The sequence below is a fragment of the Promicromonospora sp. NPDC050262 genome, from assembly GCF_040655935.1.
Classification (GTDB): domain Bacteria; phylum Actinomycetota; class Actinomycetes; order Actinomycetales; family Cellulomonadaceae; genus Promicromonospora.
This window is the reverse complement of sequence record NZ_JBFAKX010000009.1, coordinates 159,604-181,816: the sequence shown is the minus strand read 5'-3', so window position 1 is coordinate 181,816 and position 22,213 is coordinate 159,604. Positions and strand designations below refer to the sequence as shown.

Annotated in this window: 20 protein-coding genes; 10 read left to right on the top strand and 10 right to left on the bottom strand. The window is 73.7% G+C overall.

The features are described 5' to 3' along the window. The first annotated feature begins 39 nt into the window (after nt 1-39). The 4 genes from AB0I29_RS15705 (at nt 40) to AB0I29_RS15690 (ending at nt 2,835) form a co-directional block, all read left to right on the top strand. Nucleotides 40-684: an FMN-binding negative transcriptional regulator gene (locus tag AB0I29_RS15705; protein ID WP_357482873.1), complete on the top strand. Its 645-nt coding sequence runs from the start codon at nt 40-42 to the stop codon at nt 682-684. After that, a complete protein-coding gene (locus AB0I29_RS15700) occupies nt 681-2,282 on the top strand; it encodes an amidohydrolase family protein (protein WP_357482870.1) in 1,602 nt (533 codons plus the stop codon). The genes AB0I29_RS15705 and AB0I29_RS15700 overlap by 4 nt, the downstream gene beginning before the upstream one ends. A gap of 164 nt (nt 2,283-2,446) precedes the next feature. Continuing rightward, nucleotides 2,447-2,710 carry a ribbon-helix-helix domain-containing protein gene (locus AB0I29_RS15695; protein WP_357482867.1) on the top strand — a complete coding sequence of 88 codons (264 nt, stop codon included), beginning with the start codon at nt 2,447-2,449 and terminating at the stop codon, nt 2,708-2,710. Next, nucleotides 2,707-2,835 carry a hypothetical protein gene (locus AB0I29_RS15690; protein ID WP_357482864.1) on the top strand — a complete coding sequence of 43 codons (129 nt, stop codon included), beginning with the start codon at nt 2,707-2,709 and terminating at the stop codon, nt 2,833-2,835. The genes AB0I29_RS15695 and AB0I29_RS15690 overlap by 4 nt, the downstream gene beginning before the upstream one ends. A 111-nt stretch (nt 2,836-2,946) precedes the next feature. Here AB0I29_RS15690 and AB0I29_RS15685 read toward each other — a convergent pair whose 3' ends face one another. The 7 genes from AB0I29_RS15685 to AB0I29_RS15655 are packed head-to-tail and all read right to left on the bottom strand — an operon-like array spanning nt 2,947 to nt 11,830. Further along, a complete protein-coding gene (locus AB0I29_RS15685; protein WP_357482861.1) occupies nt 2,947-3,972 on the bottom strand; it encodes a formylglycine-generating enzyme family protein in 1,026 nt (341 codons plus the stop codon). Continuing rightward, a complete protein-coding gene (locus AB0I29_RS15680) occupies nt 3,969-4,724 on the bottom strand; it encodes a GntR family transcriptional regulator (protein ID WP_285108265.1) in 756 nt (251 codons plus the stop codon). The genes AB0I29_RS15685 and AB0I29_RS15680 overlap by 4 nt, the downstream gene beginning before the upstream one ends. A gap of 19 nt (nt 4,725-4,743) precedes the next feature. Then, a complete protein-coding gene (locus tag AB0I29_RS15675) occupies nt 4,744-6,408 on the bottom strand; it encodes an ABC transporter ATP-binding protein (RefSeq protein ID WP_357482858.1) in 1,665 nt (554 codons plus the stop codon). Continuing rightward, entirely contained in the window at nt 6,392-8,320 is a 1,929-nt protein-coding gene (locus AB0I29_RS15670) for a gamma-glutamyltransferase (RefSeq protein WP_357482855.1), read from the bottom strand. Before AB0I29_RS15670 ends, AB0I29_RS15675 begins: the two co-directional genes overlap by 17 nt. Nucleotides 8,321-8,325: 5 nt before the next feature. Further along, nucleotides 8,326-9,213, bottom strand: coding sequence for an ABC transporter permease (locus AB0I29_RS15665; RefSeq protein ID WP_285108269.1), 888 nt, complete (start codon nt 9,211-9,213; stop codon nt 8,326-8,328). After that, nucleotides 9,210-10,163 carry an ABC transporter permease gene (locus AB0I29_RS15660; protein WP_285108271.1) on the bottom strand — a complete coding sequence of 318 codons (954 nt, stop codon included), beginning with the start codon at nt 10,161-10,163 and terminating at the stop codon, nt 9,210-9,212. The genes AB0I29_RS15665 and AB0I29_RS15660 overlap by 4 nt, the downstream gene beginning before the upstream one ends. Nucleotides 10,164-10,174: 11 nt before the next feature. After that, entirely contained in the window at nt 10,175-11,830 is a 1,656-nt protein-coding gene (locus tag AB0I29_RS15655) for an ABC transporter substrate-binding protein (RefSeq protein ID WP_357482850.1), read from the bottom strand. A 267-nt stretch (nt 11,831-12,097) separates the two neighbouring features. On the opposite strand from AB0I29_RS15655, the gene AB0I29_RS15650 reads away from it, so the two are divergent. Then, nucleotides 12,098-13,339 (top strand): Nramp family divalent metal transporter, encoded by a 1,242-nt coding sequence (locus AB0I29_RS15650; RefSeq protein WP_357482847.1) that lies wholly within the window; start codon nt 12,098-12,100, stop codon nt 13,337-13,339. 86 nt (nt 13,340-13,425) lie between these two features. On the opposite strand, the gene AB0I29_RS15645 is transcribed toward AB0I29_RS15650, so the two are convergent. Next, on the bottom strand, nt 13,426-14,610 hold the full coding sequence (locus tag AB0I29_RS15645) for a glycosyltransferase (protein ID WP_357482844.1): 1,185 nt from the start codon (nt 14,608-14,610) through the stop codon (nt 13,426-13,428). Continuing rightward, complete coding sequence (locus tag AB0I29_RS15640; RefSeq protein ID WP_285108276.1) at nt 14,607-15,539, bottom strand: DMT family transporter; 933 nt, start codon at nt 15,537-15,539, stop codon at nt 14,607-14,609. The genes AB0I29_RS15645 and AB0I29_RS15640 overlap by 4 nt, the downstream gene beginning before the upstream one ends. A gap of 127 nt (nt 15,540-15,666) precedes the next feature. Here AB0I29_RS15640 and AB0I29_RS15635 point away from each other — a divergent pair, with 127 nt between their 5' ends. From AB0I29_RS15635 to AB0I29_RS15625, 3 genes are read left to right on the top strand one after another with little or no spacing between them, the layout of a single operon-like run. After that, entirely contained in the window at nt 15,667-16,641 is a 975-nt protein-coding gene (locus AB0I29_RS15635; protein WP_357482840.1) for an alpha/beta hydrolase, read from the top strand. 11 nt (nt 16,642-16,652) lie between these two features. Then, nucleotides 16,653-17,702, top strand: a complete 1,050-nt coding sequence (locus tag AB0I29_RS15630; protein WP_285108279.1) for a glycosyltransferase family 1 protein — start codon at nt 16,653-16,655, stop codon at nt 17,700-17,702. A 39-nt stretch (nt 17,703-17,741) separates the two neighbouring features. After that, a complete protein-coding gene (locus tag AB0I29_RS15625) occupies nt 17,742-18,932 on the top strand; it encodes an acyltransferase (RefSeq protein ID WP_285108281.1) in 1,191 nt (396 codons plus the stop codon). Nucleotides 18,933-18,989: 57 nt separating this feature from the next. Here the strand turns inward: AB0I29_RS15625 and AB0I29_RS15620 are convergent, their stop codons facing one another. Continuing rightward, on the bottom strand, nt 18,990-19,817 hold the full coding sequence (locus tag AB0I29_RS15620) for an RDD family protein (RefSeq protein ID WP_285108282.1): 828 nt from the start codon (nt 19,815-19,817) through the stop codon (nt 18,990-18,992). A 78-nt stretch (nt 19,818-19,895) separates the two neighbouring features. Between AB0I29_RS15620 and AB0I29_RS15615 the strand changes: the two genes are divergently transcribed. Both AB0I29_RS15615 and AB0I29_RS15610 read left to right on the top strand, forming a co-directional pair. Next, a complete protein-coding gene (locus tag AB0I29_RS15615; RefSeq protein WP_357482835.1) occupies nt 19,896-20,885 on the top strand; it encodes a stage II sporulation protein M in 990 nt (329 codons plus the stop codon). Between the two features lie 112 nt (nt 20,886-20,997). After that, nucleotides 20,998-22,212, top strand: a complete 1,215-nt coding sequence (locus AB0I29_RS15610) for a hypothetical protein (RefSeq protein ID WP_285108286.1) — start codon at nt 20,998-21,000, stop codon at nt 22,210-22,212. Nucleotide 22,213: the final 1 nt, after the last annotated feature.

The following is a 22,213-nucleotide window of genomic DNA, read 5'->3' as shown; positions in this document are numbered from 1 at the left end:
GGGTCCCGGACAGGCCCGTCCTGATGGTTCGATGACCCTGTGATCCACACGACCGACTACGAGATCCAGGACGAGGCCCGCGTGCGCGACCTGGTCCGCACCCACGGCTGGGCCACCTTGGTCTCGGTGGCCGACGACGGCGCGCCCGTCGCCTCCCACCTGCCCGTGCTGCTGGAGGACACGCCGCCGGGCGAGCCCATGAGCCTGCTCAGCCACGTCGGCCGGCCGGACGAGGTGCTGCACGCCCTGGACAGCGGCCGCGAGTCCCTGCTGATCGTGCAGGGCCCGCACGGCTACGTCTCGCCCGGCTGGTACGACATGACGCCCGCCGTGCCGACGTGGAACTACCTCGCCGTCCACCTGTGGTGCACGGTCGAGCTGCTCGGGCCGGAGGAGTCGTACGCGGTCCTGTCCGACACCGTCGACCGGTACGAGTCGGTCATGCCCGAGCCCGTGCGGCTCCCCGGTGTCGAGGAGTACGCCCACCGCATCGCCAAGGGCGCCGCCGGCTTCCGCCTGCGCGTGATCCGCTGGCAGGGCAAGGCGAAGCTGAGCCAGGACAAGCCGCGCGCCGTCGTGGAGCGCGTCGTGACGGCGCTCGGGTCCGACCCGCACTACGCGCAGCCGGCGCTCGCGGCCGAGGTGCGCGCCGAGCTCGACCGCCGCCCGGACGGCGCGGCATGACCGCCCTGCTCCTGACGAACGCCCGCCTGGTCGGCGCGTCGCCGTCGAACGTAGGGAACGTCGGCGCAACAGGGGGTGTTGCGCCGACCGGTCCTACGTTCGACGGGTCCGTCGGCGAGTCGGGCGGGCTCGTCGACGTGCTGGTGCGGGACGGGCTGGTCGAGGTCGTCGGGGCGGCCGGGCTCGTCGGCGACGGCGGTGTCGAGCGGGTGGACCTGGGTGGGCGCATCCTCATGCCCGGGCTCTGGGACGCGCACGTGCACCTCACGCAGTGGGCGCTGGTGCGGCGCCGGCTGGACCTGTCGGGCGCGCGCTCCGCCGCCGAGGCCGTCGCGCTCGTGCGCGACCGCCTCGCCGAGGGGCCGCCCGAGCCCGGCACGGCGCTGGTCGGCTACGGGTTCCGGGACGGGCTGTGGCCCGACGTCCCCACGGCGGAGCTGCTGGACGCCGGCGCGGGCGAGGTGCCCGTGGTGCTCGTCTCCGGCGACCTGCACTGCGCGTGGCTCAGCACCGCCGGCCTGCGGTTCGTCGGCGTCGGCGCGCACCCCACGGGCGTGCTGCGGGAGGCCGAGTGGCTGCCGCTGGCCGCCGCCGTCGACCGGGCGCCGGATCACCTGGCCGACGCCTGGGTGGCCGACGCCGCCGCGGCCGCCGCGGCGCGGGGCGTGGTCGGCGTCGTCGACCTGGAGATCACGGACAACCTCACGGCCTGGCGCCGCCGGTTCGCCGGCGGGTTCGGCGCGCTGCGGGTCCGGGCGGGGGTGTGGACCCCCTGGCTGGACGACGTCCTGGCCGAGGGGTTGCGCAGCGGCGACGTGCTGCCGGGCACGGGCGGCCTGCTGGAGCAGGGTCCGTTCAAGGTGGTCACGGACGGCTCGCTCAACACGCGCACCGCCTACTGCCACGACCCGTACCCGGGGCTGACCGGGCCCGAGGCGCACGGGATCCTGTCGGTGCCGCCGGCCGAGCTGGTCCCGCTCATGGCCCGTGCGCACGCCGGCGGGCTGCGGTGCGCGATCCACGCGATCGGTGACCACGCCAACACGCTCGCGCTGGACGCGTTCGCCGCGACCGGGGCGCGCGGCTCGGTCGAGCACGCGCAGCTCCTCGACCCCGCCGACCTCGCCCGCTTCGCCGAGCTCGGTGTGATCGCGTCCGTACAGCCCGAGCACGCCATGGACGACCGCGACATCGCCGACCGGCACTGGTCGGGGCGCACCGGGCGGGCGTTCGCGTTCGGCGCGCTGGACGACGCCGGGGCCGTGCTCGCCCTGGGCTCGGACGCGCCGGTCGCGCCGCTCGACCCCTGGTTCGCGGTCGCGGCGGCGGTCAGCCGGTCGCGGGACGGCCGCAAGCCCTGGCACCCGGAGCAGCGGATCGGCCTGCGCACGGCCCTGGAGGCCTCGACCGACGGCCGCGGCCTGGTCCCGACGGCGGGGGCGCCGGCCGACCTGGTGGTCCTGGACGCCGACCCGCTGGCGCCGGGCTCCGGCTCTGGCTCCGAGGCCGACGACGCGGACGCCGCCGCGGCAGCCCTGCGCGAGATGCCGGTGGCGGCCACCCTCCTGGCGGGCGCCTGGACCCACCGCACGTTCTGACCCCGGCCCCGGCCCCGGCCCTGGCCCCGGCGCTGGCCCCGACCCTGGCAGCCGAACGTAGGAGCAGTCGCCGCAAGAGCGCTCATGCGGCGACTGCTCCTACGTTCACCTGATCAGCGGAGCATGGCCGTTGACTGCCACCACTTTACGTATACGATATTCACATGAGCGACGGGAAGATCCGCGGACAGGCGGTGAGCGAGGAACAGATCCAGGCGTGGGCCGACGAGGCCGAGGCCGGCTACGACGTGACCAAGCTGCGTCGCCGCGGTCGTCCGCCGGCCGGTGACGGGCCGGGCGAGGTGGTGCCGGCTCGGCTGGACGCCGCGACCCTCGCGGCCCTGGACCGGCAGGCCAAGGCAGAGGGGCTGGCGAACAGGTCCGAGGCGATCCGGGCGGCCGTGCGTGCCTGGGCGCACGTCGTGTGAGGCTGCACGACTCCGCCCGTAAGCACTTTCGCCGCGACCGGCTGACCGAGGCAGGCGTCCTGCGCGCCGTCGAGCAGCCCGCCTATCGTGCGCTGCTGGACGATGAGGACGACCCGCGCCGCTGACTCCTGCTCGGGTTCGACGACGCCGGGCGGCTGCTCGAACTCGTGACCCTCGACTTCGACTCCAGAAGGCCCGCGCGCAGTACCGCGACCTGCTGACCTGAACGGCCCCGCTCACAGACCCGGGGCGAGGGCCACCGTGCGGAAGCCCGCGTTGCCCATCGACGAGTCCGGCGTGTTCGACGAGCGCGCGGAGTTCCGGTAGCGGTTGCAGTACGAGATGTGGCACAGGTAGCTGCCGCCACGCAGGATCCGCTGGGCGCCCCGGTCGGGGCCCGCCGGGTTGGCCGCGGGGGAGTGCGCGTAGTAGCCAGGGTCGAACCAGTCCTGGCACCACTCCCAGACGTTGCCCACGGGCTGCCACAGGCCGTACCCGTTGGGCTCGAACGTCCGCACCGGCGCGGTGGTGAGCCAGCCGTCGTCCAGCGTGTTCGTCCGCGGGAACGAGCCCTGCCAGATGTTGGCGCGCCACCCGCCGTCGTCCACCTCGGCGTCGCCCCAGGGGTACTTCGCGTCCTCGACGCCGCCGCGGGCGGCGTACTCCCACTCGGCCTCCGTGGGCAGGCGCCGGCCCGCCCAGGCGCAGTAGGCGATGGCGTCGTTCCAGCTCACGTGGGTTGCGGGGTGGTCGTCGAGGCCGTCGACGACGGAGCGCGGCCCGCCCGGGTGCGCCCAGTCCGCGCCGCGGACGCCGAACCACCACGGGGTGCCGTCGGCCTGGCCCATGATGTCGCCGGGGTCGGCCGCGACGGCGAGGTGGAAGACCGCCGAGAAGCCGAACGTCTCCGCCTCGGTGCGGTAGCCGGTGTCGTCGACGAACCGCGCGAAGTCGGCGTTCGTCACCGTGGTCGCGTCGATCTCGAACGCGTCGAGGGCGACCTCGTGGAGCGGTGCCTCGCCGTCGCCGGGGTTCCGGTCGCCCGACGAGTCGCCCATCGTGAACCGGCCGGCCGGCACCTGGGCCTGCTCGACGTCGTGCCGGCCCCGGGCGGGTGCCGCGGCGGCGTCGGCCGGGCGGGAACCGAGCGGGAGGAAAGCCTCCCGCCCCGGGGCGCCGCACCCGCACCCGCAGCCCTCGTGCCCTGCCCCGGTCTGCTCGCCCCCGGTCTGCGCTGCGCCGGTCTGCTCGTCGCTCGTCACGCCCCCACGGTATCGGCGCCGGGCCGGGCGCCGTCGGGCGCACCACCCTGCTGCTGCCGCACCGCGGCGGCGACCTCGGGGTCCGAGCTGGGCCTCGTGATGCCGTAGCGCGACAGGTAGCCGATCCGCGACTCCCGGACGTGGGCCGCCATCAGGGCGGCGGCCCGCTCGCCGTCGCCGGCGTCGATCGCCCCGACGATCACCCGGTGGTCGGGCCAGAGCCGCTTGCCGCGCGACTGCATGTCGGCGGCGTAGAGCCACTCGATCTTCCAGGAGAGCTGGCGCAGCAGCCGGGTCAGGGTCGCGCTGCCGCTGAGCTCGGCGATCGCGATGTGGATCTGGTCGTTGATGCCCACCAGGGGGTCCAGGTCGCCGGCGGCGACGTGTGCGTCCCCGGCGTCGAGCAGCCCGGCGATCTGCCGTCGTAGGCGCCACCAGTCCTCGGGGCTCTCGTCGCCCGAGTAGAGCGCCGCCGCCCGCCGGGCGGCGCTGCGCGCCGTCGACACCTCCAGCGCCTCCCGCACCGCGAACAGGTCGTCGGCGTCGTGCACCGGGATCGCGGCGACCCGCGAGCCCACGTGCGGCCGGGAGTCGATGAAACCCTCGCTCTCCAGCCCGCGCAGCGCCTCCCGGACCGGCACCCGCGAGACGTCGTACCGCTGGGCCAGCGAGGCCTCGGTCACGCGGGCGCCGGGCGTCAGGACGCCGGCGATGATGTCGCGCCGGATCGCGTCCTGCACGGTGGGTCGCACCAGAGGGGGGAGCGCGGGCTCATCGGGCGAAAGCGGCACCGGGGATGGCTCCTAGCAGGTCTCGGGTGTAGTCGGCCCGCGGGGAGTGGAACACGTCGTCGACGGACCCCTGCTCCTCGACGCGGCCCTGCCGCAGCACCACCACATTATCCGCTATGCCGCGGACCACCGCGAGGTCGTGGCTGATGAAGAGGTACGACACGCCGAGCCGTTCCTGCAGGTCAGCGAGGAGGTCCAGGATCTGCTCCTGGACCAGCACGTCGAGCGCCGAGACCGCCTCGTCGAGCACCAGCAGCTCCGGCGCGGGAGCCAGCGCCCGCGCGATGGCGACCCGCTGCCGCTGCCCGCCGGACAGCGCGCCCGGGTGCCGCTGCGCGACGTCCCGGGGGAGCGCCACCTGGTCCAGCAGCTCCGCGACCCGCGCCCGGCGCGACTCCCGGTCGCCGATGCCGAAGATCCGCAGCGGCTCGTCGACGACCCGCTCCACGGTGTGGGTCGGGTCGAGCGACGCGTACGGGTCCTGGAACACCGGCTGCACCCGACGGCGCAGGGCGCGCCGGTCGGCCCGGCCCGCCCCGGCGATGGCCTTCCCGTCCACCAGCGCCTCGCCGGAGGTGGGCGTCTCCAGGCCGAGCAGGATGCGCGAGACCGTCGTCTTGCCCGAGCCCGACTCGCCCACCAGCGCGGTGGTGCCGCCGCGCGGCACGGAGAAGGACACGTCGTCGACGGCGCGCAGCAGCCCGCCGCGCCCGCGCACCCGGTACTCCTTGACGAGGTTCCGGACGGTGACGACGTCGCCGGCCCCGGCCGTGGCGGACGGGTCGCCGTCCGCAGGCACGACGGAGGGCGGACGGACCTCGCTCCGCACCCCCGCGTCGCCCTGCGCGACGACGGCCGCGGGCGCCGCCGCGACCAGCCGCCGCGTGTACTCGTGCTGCGGGGACCGCAGCACCTGCTCGGGCGAGCCCTGCTCCACGATCCGGCCGTCGAGCATCACGATCACCCGGTCCGCACGGTCCGCCGCGAGCCCCAGGTCGTGCGTGACCAGGATCATCGCGGTCCCGTGCGCCTCGGCCAGCGCCACCAGGTGGTCCAGGATGCGCCGCTGCACGGTCACGTCCAGGGCCGATGTCGGCTCGTCGGCGAGCAGCAGCTCCGGCTCGCGGGCCAGCGCCGTCGCGATGAGCACGCGCTGGCGCATGCCACCGGAGAACTCGTGCGGGAACTGCTTCGCACGGCGCTCCGGCTCGGGCACGCCGGCCTCGGCCAGCAGCTCCAGCACCCGCTGCCGCACCGCCGGACCCCGCAGGCCGCCCGCGCGCAGCGCGTCGGCCACCTGGTCGCCCAGCCGCATGGCCGGGTTGAGGTTGGTGCCCGGGTCCTGCGGCACCAGCCCGATCCGGCCGCCCCGGACGGCCCGCATCCGGGCCTCGCCCGTGGTGGCCAGGTCCTCGCCGTCGAGCTCGACGGTCCCGCCGGTGATTCGGCCCGCGCCGGGCAGCAGCCGCAGGAGCGCGGCGATCACCGTCGACTTGCCCGAGCCGGACTGGCCCACGATCGCCACCCGCTCGCCCCGCGCGACGTCGAGGTCGACGCCGCGCACGACGGGGGTGTCGCCGTACGCGACGTCCAGGCCGCGCACGCGCAGCAGCGGCGCGGCGGAGTGGTCAGCGTCCTGCGGCATATCCCTGCGCTCCTCTCGGGTTGGCGGCCGCGCCCAGCAGGCCCGTGGCCGGGTCGCGGGTCACGGCGGACAGGCGCCCCAGCGCCCAGTCGCCGGCCCGGGTCACGACGTGGCCGCGGGCCTCCAGCGCGGCGATGACGTCGTCGCCCAGCCGGTCCTCCACGACCGCCCCGCCGGGCGTCCAGGTGCGCGGCCAGAACGAGCCGGGGAACGACGTCGTGTGCAGGGCGGGCGCGTCGATCGCCTGCTGCGGGGTGTACCCGCCCACCAGCACCCGCAGCAGGAACAGGAGCTGCCACTGGTCCTGCTGGTCGCCGCCCGGCGAGCCGAGCGCGATCACGGGCTCGCCGTCGCGCAGCACGAGGGTGGGCGTCAGCGTGGTCCGGGGGCGTCGACCGGGCGTCAGGGCCGACGGCGACGCCTCGTCCAGCCACGTCATCTGCAGGCGCGTGCCCAGGCAGAAGCCCAGGCCGGGCACGGTGGGCGAGGACTGCAGCCAGCCGCCCGACGGCGTGGCCGAGACCATGTTGCCCCAGCGGTCCACGACGTCGATGTGGCACGTGTCGCCGCGGGTGGCGCCGGTGTGCTCGGGGGAGTCGGGCTCGGTGGTGGGCGCCGGCACGGTCGGCTCGCCCACGCCGGGCGCCGGCACCGTCGGCTCGCCCACACCCGCAGCCGCGCCGCTCCCGGGCGCGCCCGGCAGCGACCCCGCGGGCGCGCTGGTGGCGTACTCGGTACGCAGCACCGGCAGGGCCGGCGTCGTCCGGCCCGGCACGTCGCCCGCGCGCAGCTCGTGGCTCGCGGCGTCCGTGATGAGCGCCCGGCGCGCGGCCGCGTACTCCTCGCTCAGCAGGTACGTCAGCGGCACGTCGTCCGCGGCCGGGTCGCCGTACCAGACGTCGCGGTCGGCCAGCGCCAGCTTCTGCGCCTCGATGACCGTGTGCGCACCGAGCTCGGTGGACGGGTCCAGCGCGGCGTCGTCGAGCCCCTCCAGGATCTTGAGGGTGGCCAGCAGCGCCGGGCCCTGGCCCCAGGCGCCGGTCTTGGCGATCGTGTACCCGCGGAAGGTCACGGTGGTCGCGTCCTCGTACGACGCCGAGAAGGCCGCGATGTCGGCCGCGGTGATGACGCCGGCGTGGTCGCCGCCGTCGGAGTGCCGGTGCGGCGTGGCCACGAACTCCTCGACGGCCGCGCCCACCCGCTCGCGCCACGCGGCGCGGGCCAGGTCGATCGCCGCCGCGCGGTCCGGGGCCTGCGCACCCGCGGCGACCACGGCGTCCAGCAGGTCGGCGTACTCCGGGTTGGTGACGACCGTGCCCGCGGCGGGTACCTCGCCGTCGGGCAGCCAGCGCGCCGCCGACGTGGGCCAGTGGTCCCGGAACAGGCCCGCGACCGTGCGCAGGGTGCCGGCGACGCGTTCGAGCAGGGGGTGCCCGTCGCGGGCGTACCCGATCGCGTAGGCCAGCACGTCGCCCAGGTCCCAGGTGCCGTGGTCGCGCAGGAGCAGCAGCCAGGCGTCGACGCTGCCCGGCACCGCCGCCGCCAGCGCGCCCGAACCGGGCACCAGGTCGAGGCCCTCGGACCGGTAGTGCTCGATGGTCGCGCCCGTGGGCGCCGGACCCTGGCCCACCAGCACGCGCGGGTGCGCCGGCTCGTCCGCCGTCACGAAGACGCCGGTCATGTCACCGCCCGGCCCGTTGAGGTGCGGCTCCACGACGTGCAGCACGAACGCGCCGGCGACCGCCGCGTCGAACGCGTTGCCGCCGCGCTCGAGCACGGCCTGGGCGCTCGCGGTGGCGATCCAGTGGGTGGAGCCCACCATCCCGAACGTGCCCCGCAGGTCGGGCCGCGTGGCCGGGGTGGTGGGGCGGACGAACGGCGAGGTGGGCCGGGCGGACGGAGCGGAGGTCATGACACTCACTTACGGTCGGTGGACGGGTCGAGGGCGTCGCGCAGGGCGTCCCCGAGGAGGTTGAAGCCGAGGCAGATGGCCACGATGGCCAGGCCGGGGAACAGCGCGGCGGTGGGCGCGCGGCCCAGGTACTGCTGCGCGTCCGAGAGCATGATGCCCAGAGACGGGGTGGGCGGCTGGATGCCGAGCCCCAGGAACGAGAGCACGGCCTCGCCCAGGACCGCCGCCGGCATGATGACCGTGGCCTGCACGATGATCGCGGACAGGCAGTTGGGCAGGACGTGCTGGGCGAGGATCCGGGGGCCGGACGCGTCCATCGCGGTCGCGGCCAGCACGAACGGGCTCTCCTTGAGGCGCATCGTCTCGGCGCGCACCACACGCACCATCGTCGGCACCTGCGCGATGCCGAGCGAGATGGCGGCGCCGGCCAGGCTGGGCCCGTTGATGGCGGCCAGGCCCACGGCGAGGATGAGGAACGGGAACGCGAGCGTCACGTCGGTCAGGCGCGAGACGGGCGCGTCGAGCAGGCGCCAGTAGCCGGCGGCCAGCCCGAGCGGCGTGCCGACGACGACGGCGAGGCCTACCGCCACGATCCCCACCATGAGCGACGCCCGGATGCCGTACATCATCCGGGACAGCACGTCGCGGCCCAGGTCGTCCGTGCCGAGCGCGAAGCCGACGGTGCCGGGCAGCTGGAACGGGGCGTCGAAGTGCACCTCGGCCGGGCCGTGCGGGGCCAGCAGGGGCGCGAGCAGCCCGGCCAGGACCACCACCGCGAGCATCGCGGCGCCGGTGATCGCCTGCGGGGTGCGCAGCCGGGACAGCAGCCGCCGGGGGCCGACGACGGCGGGTGCGGCCTCCGGCGCGAGATCGCTGTGCTCGATGACGGTCATGAGCGGCCTCCCACTCGGATGCGCGGGTCGATGACGGAGTACAGGACGTCCACGGCGAGGTTGACCAGCACGTAGCCCACCGTGGTGAGCACCACGACGGCCTGGATGACCGGGTAGTCGCGCTGGAAGACGGCGTCGAGCGTGAGCTTCCCGAAGCCGGGCAGCGCGAAGATCTGCTCGGTCACCACGGCCCCCGAGATGAGGCCGCCGAGCTGGAGCCCGGCGATCGTGACCACGACGATCAGGGAGTTGCGCAGCCCGTACCGCAGCAGCACCCGGGTCCGGCCGAGGCCCTTGGCGCGGGCCGTGCGCACGTAGTCGGTGCGCATGGCCTCGATCATGGAGGCCCGGGTCTGCCGCATGATGACGGCGGCCAGGCCCGTGCCGAGGATCAGCGCCGGCAGGGTCAGGTGCACCAGCCAGCCCACCGGGTCGTCGGTGAGCGGCACGTAGCCCGACGCCGGGAACAGGCCCAGGCCGATGCACAGGTAGAGGATCGCGAGCATGCCGAGCCAGAAGTTCGGCACCGACAGGCTGGTCAGCGCCGCCGCGTTCGCGACCCACTCGGGCCAGCGGCCGCGGTAGCGCTCGGCGAGCAGGCCGAGCGCCACGCCGGTCACGACGGCCACGACGATCGCATAGAGCGACAGCCAGAGCGTCACCGGCAGGGTGGCGCCGATCATGCTCGCGACGGACGCCCCGGTGCGGGTGGACTCGCCGAGGTCGCCCGAGGCGACCTCGGCGAGGAAGCGCCCGTACTGCACCCAGACCGGCTGGTCCAGGCCGAGGTCGGCGCGGATCATGGCGAGCCGCTCCGGCGTGGCCTCCTCGCCCGCCATCGCGAGCGCGGGGTCGCCGGGCAGCATGCGCACACCCAGGAAGATCACCATCGACGCCAGCAGCAGCGTGATCGCCGACTGCCCGAGGCGGACGAGGAGGTAACGACGCATCGGAGGTGCTCTCAGCCTTCGTTCGGGTCGACGAACGCGGCGTGGCTCAGCCGGACCACGCCGTCGGCGTACGTGGAGATGCCCGCCACCTCGTCGGCGTAGCCGGTCAGGCTGCGCGTCCGGTAGAGATAGATGATCGGGTTGTCCTCCTGGACCTGCGTGACGACCTGGCCGTACAGGTCGGCCCGCTCGGCCGGGTCGATGACGGTGGCCGCCTCGGTGAGCAGGTCGTCGACCTCGGGGTTGCTGTACCCGGAGTAGTTGTTGCCCGCGCCCGTGGACAGGAAGTTGAACATGTTGCCGTGCGGGTCCACGCGGCCCGACCAGCCGAGCTGGAGCAGGTCGAAGTCGCCCTGCTCCTGGACCTCCAGCAGCGAGGAGTACTCGACGGGAACGATCGTCAGCTCGAACCCGCCCTCGGCCACCGAGGCCTGGACGGCCTGCGCCAGGCGCAGGGTGTCGGGCGTGTTGGTCACCTTGATCTCGATCTTGTACGGCACCTCCACGCCGGCCTCCTCCAGGAGCGCCTTGGCGCCCTCGGGGTCGTACTCCGGGCACGCCTCGCTCGCCGCGGTGCTGAACGTGGACGCGGGGGAGATGGGCGAGCAGGCCGGGTCGAACCGGTCGTTGAAGACGGACTTCACGAGCTGCTCGCGGTCCACGGCCATCGAGAGGGCCTCGCGGACGCGCGGGTCCGTGGCGATGGGGGTGTCGATCGTCCCGGGCGGGGCGCCGACGCCGTCGGTGTTGCCCACGTTGACCGTCATGGCCTGGTAGCCCAGGGAGCCGACCTCCAGGAGGCCCACGCCGTCGGCGTCCTCCAGCTCGGCGAGGTCCTGGGTCGAGAGGGTGTCGGCCACCTGCACGTCGCCGGAGCGCAGGTTGGCGGAGCGGATGCTCGCGTCCGTGATGATCCGGTACGTGATCGTGTCCAGGTGCACGTTCTCGGCGTCGTAGTACAGCGGGTCCCGCTCGACCGTGATGGACGTCTGGGGCACGCGCTCGACGAACTTGAAGGCACCCACGCAGACGGGGTGCTCACCGAAGTCGTCGCCGGCCTTCTCGAGCTCGGTCGGCGACATGATCATGCCCGCGCGGTCGGCGAGCACGGCGGTGAGCGGCGCGAACGGCGTCTCGTAGGTGATCTCGACCGTGCTGTCGTCGACGGCGGTCACCTTCTCGATCGGGCCCAGCTCGCTGCGGCGGGACGAGTCCTCCTTGGTGAGGTGACGCTCGATCGAGGTCTTCACGGCCTCGGCGTCGAACGGCGTGCCGTCGGCGAACTGCACGCCCTCCTTGAGCGGGAAGGTGACGGTGAGGCCGTCGTCGGACACCTCGGGCAGCTCGGTGGCGAGCATCGGGACGACCTCGCCCGCCTCGTCGATGTCGTAGAGCTTCTCGCACATCGTCTGCATGACGTACCGCGTGTAGAGCGACGACGACGTGGTGGGGTCGAGCACGTCGGGCTCGGCCGACAGGGCCATGACGAGGTCTCCGCCCTCGGAGATCGTCCGGCCGTCCAGGGTGACGCCGGTGACGTCGGCCGTCTCCTGCGCGGGGGCGGCGGTCTGCACCTCCTGACAGCCGGACAGGACGAGCGCCGCGGCGAGGAGGCCGGCGGCGGGGGCGAGTGGGCCGCGCAGCCGCGGCGGCAGGGGAGTGCGCACTGGAGAATCCAATCCGGGTCTGAGAAGGACGATTGCATACAATCACTCCGATGAGGTCGGGTGTGTATGCAATGGATTGCAGTCCTGTTAAACCTCTGTGACGCCGGACAGGTGCGGGCGCGTCCCTTTTGGGCGGGTGAAACCCGTGGGTACAGTCACGCCATGGAAAAGGACAATGAGGTCACTTCGCAGGGGGTTCCAGGAGATCGGCTGACCGAGGACGCGCCGGCACCACGCGAAAGGTCAGGCGTGGGGCAGGACCAGTCCTTGGAGAGACCGCGCTGGCGCATCATCGGCCCGGGCCTCGTCGTGGCGGCCACCGGCATCGGCGCCGGTGACCTCGTCGCCACGATGGTCGCGGGCAGCAACTACGGGTACGCGCTGCTGTGGGCGGTGATCCTCGGCGTCGTCGTGAAGATCGCGCTGGTCGAGGGCGCCGGCCGCTGGACGCTCGCGACCGGCCGCACCATCTTCGACGGCTGGAAGTCGCTCGGCCTGTGGGCCGTCGTCTACTTCGGCGTCTACGTGGTCGTCTGGGGCTTCAGCTACGGCGCGGCGGCGATGTCCGGCGTCGGCCTCGCGCTGAACGGCCTGTTCCCGGTGCTGGACGTGCGGTACTGGGCGATGCTGTCCGGCGTGGCCGGGCTGGTGCTGGTCTGGTTCGGCAAGTACAAGCCGTTCGAGAACGTCATGGCCGTGCTCATCGGCGTCATGTTCGTGACCGTGGTGGGCTCGGCGGCGCTGACGACGCCCAACCTCGGCGAGATCCTGGCCGGGCTGGTGCCGGTCATCCCCGAGGGCGCGGTCCTCAACACGCTCGGCCTGGCGGGCGGCGTCGGCGGCACCATCACCCTGGCCGCCTACGGGTACTGGCTAGCCGAGAAGGGCTGGGACACGCCCCGCTGGATGCGCGTCATGCGGATCGACAACGCGTGGGCGTACTTCATGTCCGGCGTCTTCGTGATCGCCATGCTGATCGTGGGCGCCGAGCTGCTGTACTCGGCGGGCCTGGCCGTGGCCGACGGCGAGCAGGGGCTGGTCGACGTCGCCGACGTGCTCGCCCAGCGGTACGGGGCGTTCATGGCGCCGCTGTTCCTGGTCGGGTTCTTCGCCGCGACGTTCTCCTCGGTGATCGGTGTCTGGCACGGCGTGTCGCTCATGTTCGCCGACTTCGTGGCCACGATGCGCAACCTGCCCGCCGACGACCGTCGCCGCGGCGCCGGCGGCACCTACTACCGGTGGTACATCCTCTGGCTGACGTTCCCGCCGATGGCGCTGCTGTTCCTCGACAAGCCGATCCTGCTCGTCGTGGTCTACGGCGCGCTGGGCTCGCTCTTCATGCCGTTCCTCGCGCTGACCCTGCTGTTCCTCATGAACTCGAGGGCGGTGCCGCAGCAGTGGCGCAACCGCTGGTGGGTCAACGTGATCCTGGTGCTGGTGGCCGCGATGTTCCTGGTGCTCGGCGGCAACGAGCTGGTCAAGGCGGTGGCGCCGGTCTTCGGCGGCTGACCCCGGTCGGACGCGGCCGTACGTGTCAGACCCACAGGTCACCCGAGGGACCTGTGGGTCTGACACGTACGGGACGTGCTGACAGGTCAGGCAGCCGCCGCGGTCGCGCGCATCGCGTGGACCTTCTCGTAGATCTCCGCGAACGCGTCGAGGGTGCCGTCCACGGCGTGCGCCGCGACGAGCTCGCGGCTCGCGGCGCCCATCCGGTGCCGCAGGCCGGCGTCCGCCAGGAGGTCGCCCAGCCGGTTGGCCAGCTCGCGCACGTCGCCCGGCGTGTAGAGCCAGCCGTTGACGCCGGGGCGCACCAGGTGGGGCAGTGCCATCGCGTCGGCGGCGACCACCGGCAGGCCCGAGGCCATCGCCTCCAGCGTGACCAGGCTCTGCAGCTCGGCCACCCCCGGCATGCAGAACAGGTCGGCCTCGGAGTAGGCGGTGAGGAGCTCGTCGTCGGGCACGTACCCGCGGAACCGGACCCGCCCCGCGACGCCGGACTCGGCGGCGAGCGCGGCCCAGTCGTCGGCCTTGGCGCCGGTGCCGACGATCTCCAGCCGGCCCGGGAGGCCGTCGGGGAGCAGGGCGAAGGCGCGGATGATCTCGTCGACCCGCTTCTCCTGGTCCAGGCGGCCCACGAACAGGACCGTCGGCTCGGTGCGGCCGTCGCGGACGGTGGTGGTGTACCGGTCGGTGTCGATGCCGTTGGACACGGGGATCGCGTGGCCGAGCCCGGCGTGCTGCGCGAGCAGGTCCACGGCACGCGGCGTGGGGGCGGTGACGACGTCGGCCTTCGCGTAGACGCGGCCGATGTCCTGCCACAGCCAGCGCCCGACCGTGCGGTGCATCGAGCCGGGGACCAGCAGGTACCCGACGAGGTTCTCCGGCATCAGGTGGTTGGTCGCCACGATGGGCAGGTGCCGGCGGTGCGCGGCGTCGACCAGGGCGCGGCCGACGATGAAGCTGCCGTTGGTGTGCACGACGTCGGGCCGTACCTCGTCGAGGATGTCCGTGATCGCCCGGCGCGTCTCCCAGGGGAGGGAGATCTGCAGGTTGTGGTGCGTGGGGTACCGGCTGGAACGCAGCCCGTGCAGGACGACGCCGTCGCGCACCTCGCGCACGGGGCGGCCCGTCGGCGACGGGGCGACGACGTGCACCTCGTACCCGCGGCCGGCCAGGCCGGTGGCCAGGCTGCCGGCGAACCGGGCGGCGCCGTTCACGGCGGGCGGGTAGGTATCGGCGCCGATCAAGATCGTGCGGGGAGTACCAGGCAGGTTCACTGTGCTGTACCTCTCGATGGTTCGGGAAGTCTCGACGGGGTGGTACGCGCCGCGCGGGCCGCGACGGCGTCGGGGTGAAGCCGGGCAAGGACGAGGACCCCGGCGGCCGCGGCGAGCGCCGCGCCACCGAGGAGGAACCAGGTGGCGACGGGCGTGTCGGCGCCCTCGCCGAGGAGCACCGCGCCGAGCAGCACGGCCACGATCGGGTCCACGACCGTGAGGCACGCGACCACGACCTCGGGCGGGCCGGACGGGTAGGCCTGCTGCACGAGCCAACCGCCCAGCACCAGCGCGGCGATCGCGGCCGCGGCCGTGCCGAGCACCTGCGGGTCGTGCCAGGGGGTGCCGACCGCGAGCTCCTGGAAGATCACGCGCATGAGCGCGGAGAGCAGGCCGAACGCGGTGGCGCCCGCCGTGGCGCAGGCGACGCAGCGCAGCCAGCCGCCGGCCGCCAGGCCCGCGATACCCAGGCCCACCACGACACCCCCGACGACCAGGACGGTCGGCAGCGTGGAACCGGGTGGTGGCACGTTGCCCGAGGTGGCGCTCACGGACGCGGCCACGAAGACCGCCACCCCGGCCATGGTCAGGGCGACGCCGAGCAGCACGTTGCGGCCGGGCACCCGCCGCAGCAGCAGCGAGGAGAGCAGCACCGCCACGGGCACGGCGAGCACGCCGATCGGCTGGACCAGGCGGAGCGGCGCGAGCGCCAGCGCCACCGCGTGCACGATCGTCCCGCCCGCCGCGAGCCCGAACCCGGCCAGCCAGCCCGGCCGTCGGACGATCCGGCTGAGGCGGCGCAGGGACAGGACACGCTCGCGGGGGAAGGGCTGCCCGTAGAGGTCGGCCACCTCGCGGTGCTGCAGGACCGCGGCGCCGGCGAACAGGGCGGCGCCGAGGACGGCGAGGGCGACCGCTATGGCTTGCATGGGACAACGGTGACGTAAGGACGCCCTTCTCCGCCACCAGGTTTCCCCCCGTAATGAGATGGGGGTTTTCCCCCATCTTTCTCCGACCACTCCCGTGACCGTCCCTCGAGTGCTTAGGGTCAGCGCGATGAACACCGACACGCACCCGCGCGATCTCCAGGCACCGTACGCGGGACTCGTCGCGGCCACACCCGCGCGCGACGAGGACCTTCGCCTCCGCGGCGTCCGCGCGCACGTCCGTGTGTACGGGGACGCCGCGGCGCCGCACCGGCTCGTGTTCCTGCACGGGTTGCGCGGCGACCACCACGGGCTGGAGCCGATCGTGGCGAACCTCGTGGAACAACGTCCTGACCTGCAGGTATGGGTTCCCGACCTACCCGGTTTCGGGGCGTCGGCACCGCTGCCGGACGGGGTGCACGACGTCGCCGGCTACGCCGCGTGGACCGCCGAGCTGCTGGCCGTCGTCGCGCCAGGAGGTGACACGGTGCTGGCCGGGCACTCCTTCGGCTCGATCGTCGCGGCGGCGACGGTGGCCGGCCCGGCCGGCGGCGCGGCTCCGGCGGGACCACTCGTGCGGGCGCTCGTGCTGGTCAACCCGATCGCGACGGCGGCGCTGGACGGCCCGCGCCGGGCGATGAGCGCCGTCACCGTGGGGGTGCACCGGCTGGCCGCGGCGCTGCCGGAGCGGGCCGGGACCGGCCTGCTGCGTCACCCGCTGTTCACCCGCGTGGCGAGCCTCGCGATGGTCACCTCGAACGACCCTGACCTGCGGCGCTGGATCCACGCGGAGCACGACCGGTACTTCTCCGGCTTCGCCGACCGGCGCACCCTGCTGGAGGCCTTCCACGCGTCGGTGGGCACCGACGTCTCCGCCTACGCGGGGCGCATCACCGTGCCGACGCTCCTGGTCGCCAGCGAGAACGACGACGTCGCCCCGCTGCCGTCCCAGCGGGTCCTCGCGGCGGCGCTCGCCGACGCCCGGCTGGCCGTGGTCCCGCGGATCGGCCACCTGGCCCACTACGAGGCGCCGGATGTCGTGGCCCGGGAGACGGCCGGATTCCTGGCCGGTCTCCAGGCCACCGGCGACCGGGATGAACAGTGAGGGAAGATCAGATGAAGATCGTCGTCGACTGCCGCTACCTGCGGGTCGGCCGGCACGACGGGATCAGCCGGTACACCGCTGGCATCGTCACGGCGCTGGCCCGGCTGCACCCGATCGAGGTGCTGGTGGACGACGAGCGCCAGCTCGCCCACCTGCCGGAGGGGCTGCCGTGGCACAAGGTGAGCGCCCCGACGAGCTGGCGCGAGCCGTTCGTGGCCCGGCAGGTGCGCCGCACGGGCGCCGACGTCGTGTTCAGCCCGATGCAGACCATGGGCACCTGGGGACGGGACTACCGGGTGGTCCTGACCCTGCACGACCTCATCTACTACCGGCACCCCACGCCCCCGCGGAACCTGCCCGCTGCCGTGCGGCTGCTGTGGCGGGCGTTCCACCTGGCGTGGTGGCCGCAGCGGGTGCTGCTGAACCGGGCCGACGCCGTGGTCACGGTCTCGGAGACCACGCGCGACCTGATCGCCCGGCACCGGCTGACCCGGCGTCCGGTCACGGTGGTGCCGAACGCGCCCGACCCCGTGCCGGACCTGACCCGCGCGCCCCGCACCCGGTCGCTCGTCTACATGGGCTCGTTCATGCCGTACAAGAACGTCGAGCTGCCGGCCCGCGCCATGGCCCGCCTGCCCGGCTGGGAGCTGCACCTCATGAGCCCGGTCACGGCCGAGCAGCGCACGCGGCTGACGGAGCTGGCCGGCGAGGGCACGCTCGTGTTCCACGACGGTGCGTCCGACGAGGTCTACCGCGACGTGCTGCGCGGCGCGACGGCGCTGGTCTCGGGCTCCCGCGACGAGGGCTTCGGGCTCCCGCTGGTGGAGGCCATGACGCTCGGCACGCCGCTGGTGGTCAGTGACATCCCCGTGTTCCGCGAGGTCGGCGGCGCGGCGGGGGCGTACGTCGACCCGGACGACCTGGACGGGTACGTCGCCGCGGTCCGCGAGCTCGACGACCCGCGCACCTGGGCCGAGCGGTCGGCCGCCGCGCGGCTCCGCGCCGCCGGGTACGACTGGGACACTTCGGCCAAAACGCTCCTGTCGCTTCTGGTAGGGTGATTTTGACCGTTATCGTTCCGTGATCTAAGGTCGGCGGCGATGACCCGTCCTGACGAGAGCCTGACCGCATCCGTTCCCGAGGCGAATCCCGAGACCACGGGCAGCCCGCGCCGGAAGATCACCGGCCGGCTCGTGGCCATGGACGGCCTGCGCTTCGGCGCCGCGGCCGCCGTGCTGCTCTACCACTTCACGGCCACCTCGACGGTCACCAGCTACTGGGGCGCCGACCCCGACCGGGCGTTCCCGCTGCTCAACGAGGTCACCCGGTACGGCTGGCTGGGCGTCGAGCTGTTCTTCATGATCTCCGGGTTCGTGATCATGCTCAGCGCCGACGGCCGCGGGATCGCCGGCTTCGTCGCCTCCCGGGTGGGCCGCCTCTTCCCGGCGTACTGGGCGTGCATCGTGCTGACGGTCGGCCTGCAGCAGTTCTGGTCCGGCGGCCGGCAGACCGACCTCACCGAGACACTGGTCAACCTCACGATGGTGCAGGACCTCTTCGACGTCACCGGTGTCCAGGTCGTGTTCTGGACCCTGCTGGTGGAGCTCAAGTTCTACCTGCTGGTGCTCGTGGTGCTGGCGCTCGGCCCGCTCACCCGCAACCGCGTGCTGACCTTCGCCACCCTCTGGCCGCTCGCCGGCTGGGCCGCGCAGGAGCTCGGCGCCCACTGGCTCGCCGACTGGCTCGTGCCGGTCTACGCCCCGTACTTCGCCGTCGGCATGCTGCTCTTCCTCGCCTACCGGGACGGGTTCGACCTGGTCACGAGCGCGCTGCTCGCGGGCGGCCTGGTCCTGTGCGTGATGCGGGTGCAGGAGGCCGCCGGCCGCGCGTCCGACCTGCAGGGCGTCACCGTGGACCCGGTCATCGCCGTGATGATCATGCTGGCCAGCGTCGTGGCCGTCTGGGCGACGACGCTCCGCGGCAGGACGGCACCACCCCGCAGGGTCGCGACCGTGCTCGGCACGGTCGGTGCCCTGACCTATCCCGTGTACCTGGTGCACACCCAGTTCGGGTACGCCGTCATCGACGTGCTGGCCCACGAGACCACGCGCACGGTCGCCCTCTTCGCCGCGGGCGCGCTGAGCCTCGGCCTGGCGGTCGCGATCCACTACGGCATCGAGCGGCCGACGTCGGCCCGGCTGCGCCGGGCAGTGCAGGCCGGTCTGCTGCGCTGCTCGGCGGCGCTGCGCTCACGTGGCCTGATGCGGGCCTGGGACGACGTCCGCACCTGACCTGACCTGACAGGGCCGGCCCGACCTGGCCGGGTGTCGGGGGCGCCGCGAGCCGGCTCAGCGCGGCGGGTCGGCCACCGCGAACGGGAGGCGGTGCAGCAGCTCCGCCTGCTCCAGCGCCCGCCGGCGCTCCCGCTGACCCGCGTCGAGCTCGCGCTCGCGGCGCTCGGCGAGCACCGCGTGCAGGAACGCCTCGGGGTGCGTTCCCGGCGGCGGACCGGGGGCGACGTACGGCTCGATGCGGCCGGCGAGGTCGTCGGCCAGCCGGGCCCGGGACTCGGGCGCGAGCCGGGCGGCGCGGCCCAGCATCTGCCGGGCGGCCAGCGCCAGCCCGTCCGGCAGGCGGCGCATGTCCGCGGTGTGCGCCCACGCGGCCAGGGACTGCGGCATCACGACCGGGGCCGACGGCGGCTTGCCGCCCCGCACCCGCACCGCGTACGTGCCGGCCGCGAGGTCGCCGAGGCGCTTGCCCTTCGCGTTGGACAGCGACGCGATCGCCGCGATGCCGCCGAACGTCAGCCACAGCTCGATCACGCCGATCAGCGCCCGCACCAGCGCGTGCCGGAACCGGACCGGGCCGCCGTCGTCGCGCACCACGCGGATGCCGCAGGCGAGCTTGCCGACCGACCGGCCGCGCGAGAGCGTCTCGACCGTGACCGGGATGCCCACCATGACCACGACGTTCGCCAGCACGTAGACGATCGCCGCGATGTCCTCGCCCAGCACGGCGTTCTCCAGGAACCAGACCGCGCCGACGACCAGGACGGCCGTGATCACCGCGCCGATCACGAGGAAGTCGAGCATCGCGCCCATGGCGCGCGTGATGAACGACGCCGGGCGTGCGTCCAGCACCACGCCCTCGCCGATGACGATGCCGTCCTGCACGATTCCTCCGGTCCGGGGTGCTGTCGGATGGTGCGGGCCTCGGGACGTGCCGCGGTCCCTGTGCGGCAGACTACCGTCGTGGACATCGACGCCTTCACCGCCGTGCACGCCGCAGAGTGGGACCGCCTCAAGGAGCTCGCCTCCCGACGCCGGCTGGACGGTGCCGAGTCGGACGAGCTGGTGCGCCTGTACCAGTCGGTGGCCACGCACCTGTCGACGGTCCGGTCGGCGGCGCCGGACCCCGCGCTGGTGACCCGCCTGTCCGACGTGCTCAACCGGGCGCGCACCCGCATCGCCGGGTCGCACGAGCCCGCGTGGCGCGAGGTGGTGCGGTTCGCCGTGGTGTCGCTGCCCGCGGCGTTCTACCGGATCCGGTGGTGGTCGCACGCGGTGACGGCCGCCTGCGTGCTCGTCGCGGTGGTCGCGGGCGTCTACATCGCGTCCGACGCCGACGCGATGAACTCCCTGATGCCGCCGTCCGCCCAGGAGGAGTACGTCAACAACGCCTTCGCCTCCTACTACGACCCGGGCATCGGGTTCGCCGCCGTGGTCTGGACCAACAACGCCTGGATCGCGGCGCAGGCCGTCGCCGGCGGGATCACCGGCTTCTTCACCCTGAACGTGCTGTGGCAGAACGCGGTCCAGATCGGCGCCACCGGCGGCATGATGGCGGCGCACGACCAGCTCGACCTGTTCCTCACGCTCATCGCACCCCACGGCCTGCTGGAGCTGACCTGCATCTTCGTCGCGGGCGCGGCGGGCCTGCGGCTGTTCTGGACGCTCATCGACCCCGGGCACCGCAAGCGGTCGGTCGCGATGGCCGCCGAGGGGCGTGCCCTGATCACCACGGTCATCGGGCTCGCGGTGGCCCTGGCGGTCTCGGGCCTCGTGGAGGGCTTCGTGACCGGCTCCGAGCTGTACTGGTGGCTCAAGATCGTCATCGGCGCGATCGTGCTCGCCGGGTTCTGGACCTACGTGTACGTGCTGGGCGGTCGCGCCGTCCGGGCGGGCGCGACCGGCGACCTCGCGGAGCACGAGGCCGGCGCTACGGTGGTCACAGCGGGGTGACGGTCGCGTGGTGACCCGCCCGCACGCTCGAATTACGCCGCCCCCTGTCAGTACCGCGTACTAGGGTTGCGGCGCACAGGCACCACCGCAGACGACACCCGGAGCACGCCCCATGACGACGCCCGAGAGCGCACCCGACCAGCCGGCGCAGCCGACGCCCCCGCAGCCCGGAGGCTCCCAGCCCACGGGCTGGGGCGAGCCGCCGCGGTACGGGCAGTACGCGCCCGGGTACGACCCGTCGGCCCCGCAGGCGCCGGAGCAGCCGCAGTACGGGACGCCGCCGGCCGGGCCCGCCGGTCAGTACGGTCAGAACCAGTACGGGCAGACCCAGTACGGCCAGCACGCGCCCGGCGGCGCCCTCCCGGGCTACCGGCCCGCGGCCGACAAGCCCGGCATCGTCCCGCTGCGCCCGCTCACCCTGGGCGAGCTGTACGACGGCGCGTTCGGCGCCGTGCGGCACAACCCTGCCGTCACGCTCGGGCTCACGGCCATCATCGTGGTCGTGGCCGTCGCGATCGGCACGTTGCTCAGCATCCCGCTGACCACCTGGTTCACCGACCTGTGGGGCAGCTTCTTCGCGGAGCTCGAGAACGACCCGGCCATGCAGGACCTCGGGTTCACGCAGGACATGCTGGGGGTGACCTACGGGTCGCTGCTCGGCACGAGCCTGCTGCTCATGCTCGCCTCGCCTCTCGCCATGGGCGTCATGGCCGTCTCCGTCAGCGACTCGGTCATCGGCCGCAAGATCTCGGTGTCCGACGCGTGGCGTCGCGTCGCCAAGCGGGCCTGGTTCCTGATCGGCTTCTCGCTGCTGAGCACCCTCGTCGTGCTCGTGGCCTACGTGCTCGCCGTCGGCATCGTCGTCGGGCTGTTCTCCGTGGACCCGACGCTCGGCGTGGTCGGCCTGCTCGTCGTGCTCGCCGGGCTCGTGGTGGCCGGCGTCTGGGCGTTCACCCGCGTGATCCTCGTCCCGCCCGCGCTCGCGGTCGAGGGCGGCGGCTTCTGGGCGACGTTCACCCGCGCCTGGAAGCTCTCGCGCGGCTCGTTCTGGCGGGTGCTCGGCATCTACCTGCTGACCTCGATCATCCTGAGCGTGATCGGTCAGATCGTGTCCCTCCCGATCGGCGCCGTCCTGGGCCTGGCGATGATGTCCGCCAGCGACGTGGCCGTGGCCGTCAGCTACGGGGTCACCTACGTCATCACGGGCGGCATGAGCGTCCTGTTCCTCGGTGGCGTCACCGCCCTGCTCTACATCGACACCCGGATGCGTCGCGAGGGACTGGACGTGCAGCTGCAGGCCGCGGCCGCAGCCGCGGCGGACAAGTGAC

What these genes read in the sequence shown, in the direction of transcription:
- AB0I29_RS15695 (WP_357482867.1), top strand. Translation starts at nt 2,447, where the DNA reads ATGAGCGACGGGAAGATCCGCGGACAGGCGGTGAGCGAGGAACAGATC.
- AB0I29_RS15660 (WP_285108271.1), bottom strand. Translation starts at nt 10,163, where the DNA reads ATGCGTCGTTACCTCCTCGTCCGCCTCGGGCAGTCGGCGATCACGCTG.
- AB0I29_RS15670 (WP_357482855.1), bottom strand. Translation starts at nt 8,320, where the DNA reads ATGACCTCCGCTCCGTCCGCCCGGCCCACCTCGCCGTTCGTCCGCCCC.
- AB0I29_RS15635 (WP_357482840.1), top strand. Translation starts at nt 15,667, where the DNA reads ATGAACACCGACACGCACCCGCGCGATCTCCAGGCACCGTACGCGGGA.
- AB0I29_RS15665 (WP_285108269.1), bottom strand. Translation starts at nt 9,213, where the DNA reads ATGACCGTCATCGAGCACAGCGATCTCGCGCCGGAGGCCGCACCCGCC.
- AB0I29_RS15630 (WP_285108279.1), top strand. Translation starts at nt 16,653, where the DNA reads ATGAAGATCGTCGTCGACTGCCGCTACCTGCGGGTCGGCCGGCACGAC.
- AB0I29_RS15640 (WP_285108276.1), bottom strand. Translation starts at nt 15,539, where the DNA reads ATGCAAGCCATAGCGGTCGCCCTCGCCGTCCTCGGCGCCGCCCTGTTC.
- AB0I29_RS15625 (WP_285108281.1), top strand. Translation starts at nt 17,742, where the DNA reads ATGACCCGTCCTGACGAGAGCCTGACCGCATCCGTTCCCGAGGCGAAT.
- AB0I29_RS15700 (WP_357482870.1), top strand. Translation starts at nt 681, where the DNA reads ATGACCGCCCTGCTCCTGACGAACGCCCGCCTGGTCGGCGCGTCGCCG.
- AB0I29_RS15675 (WP_357482858.1), bottom strand. Translation starts at nt 6,408, where the DNA reads ATGCCGCAGGACGCTGACCACTCCGCCGCGCCGCTGCTGCGCGTGCGC.
- AB0I29_RS15610 (WP_285108286.1), top strand. Translation starts at nt 20,998, where the DNA reads ATGACGACGCCCGAGAGCGCACCCGACCAGCCGGCGCAGCCGACGCCC.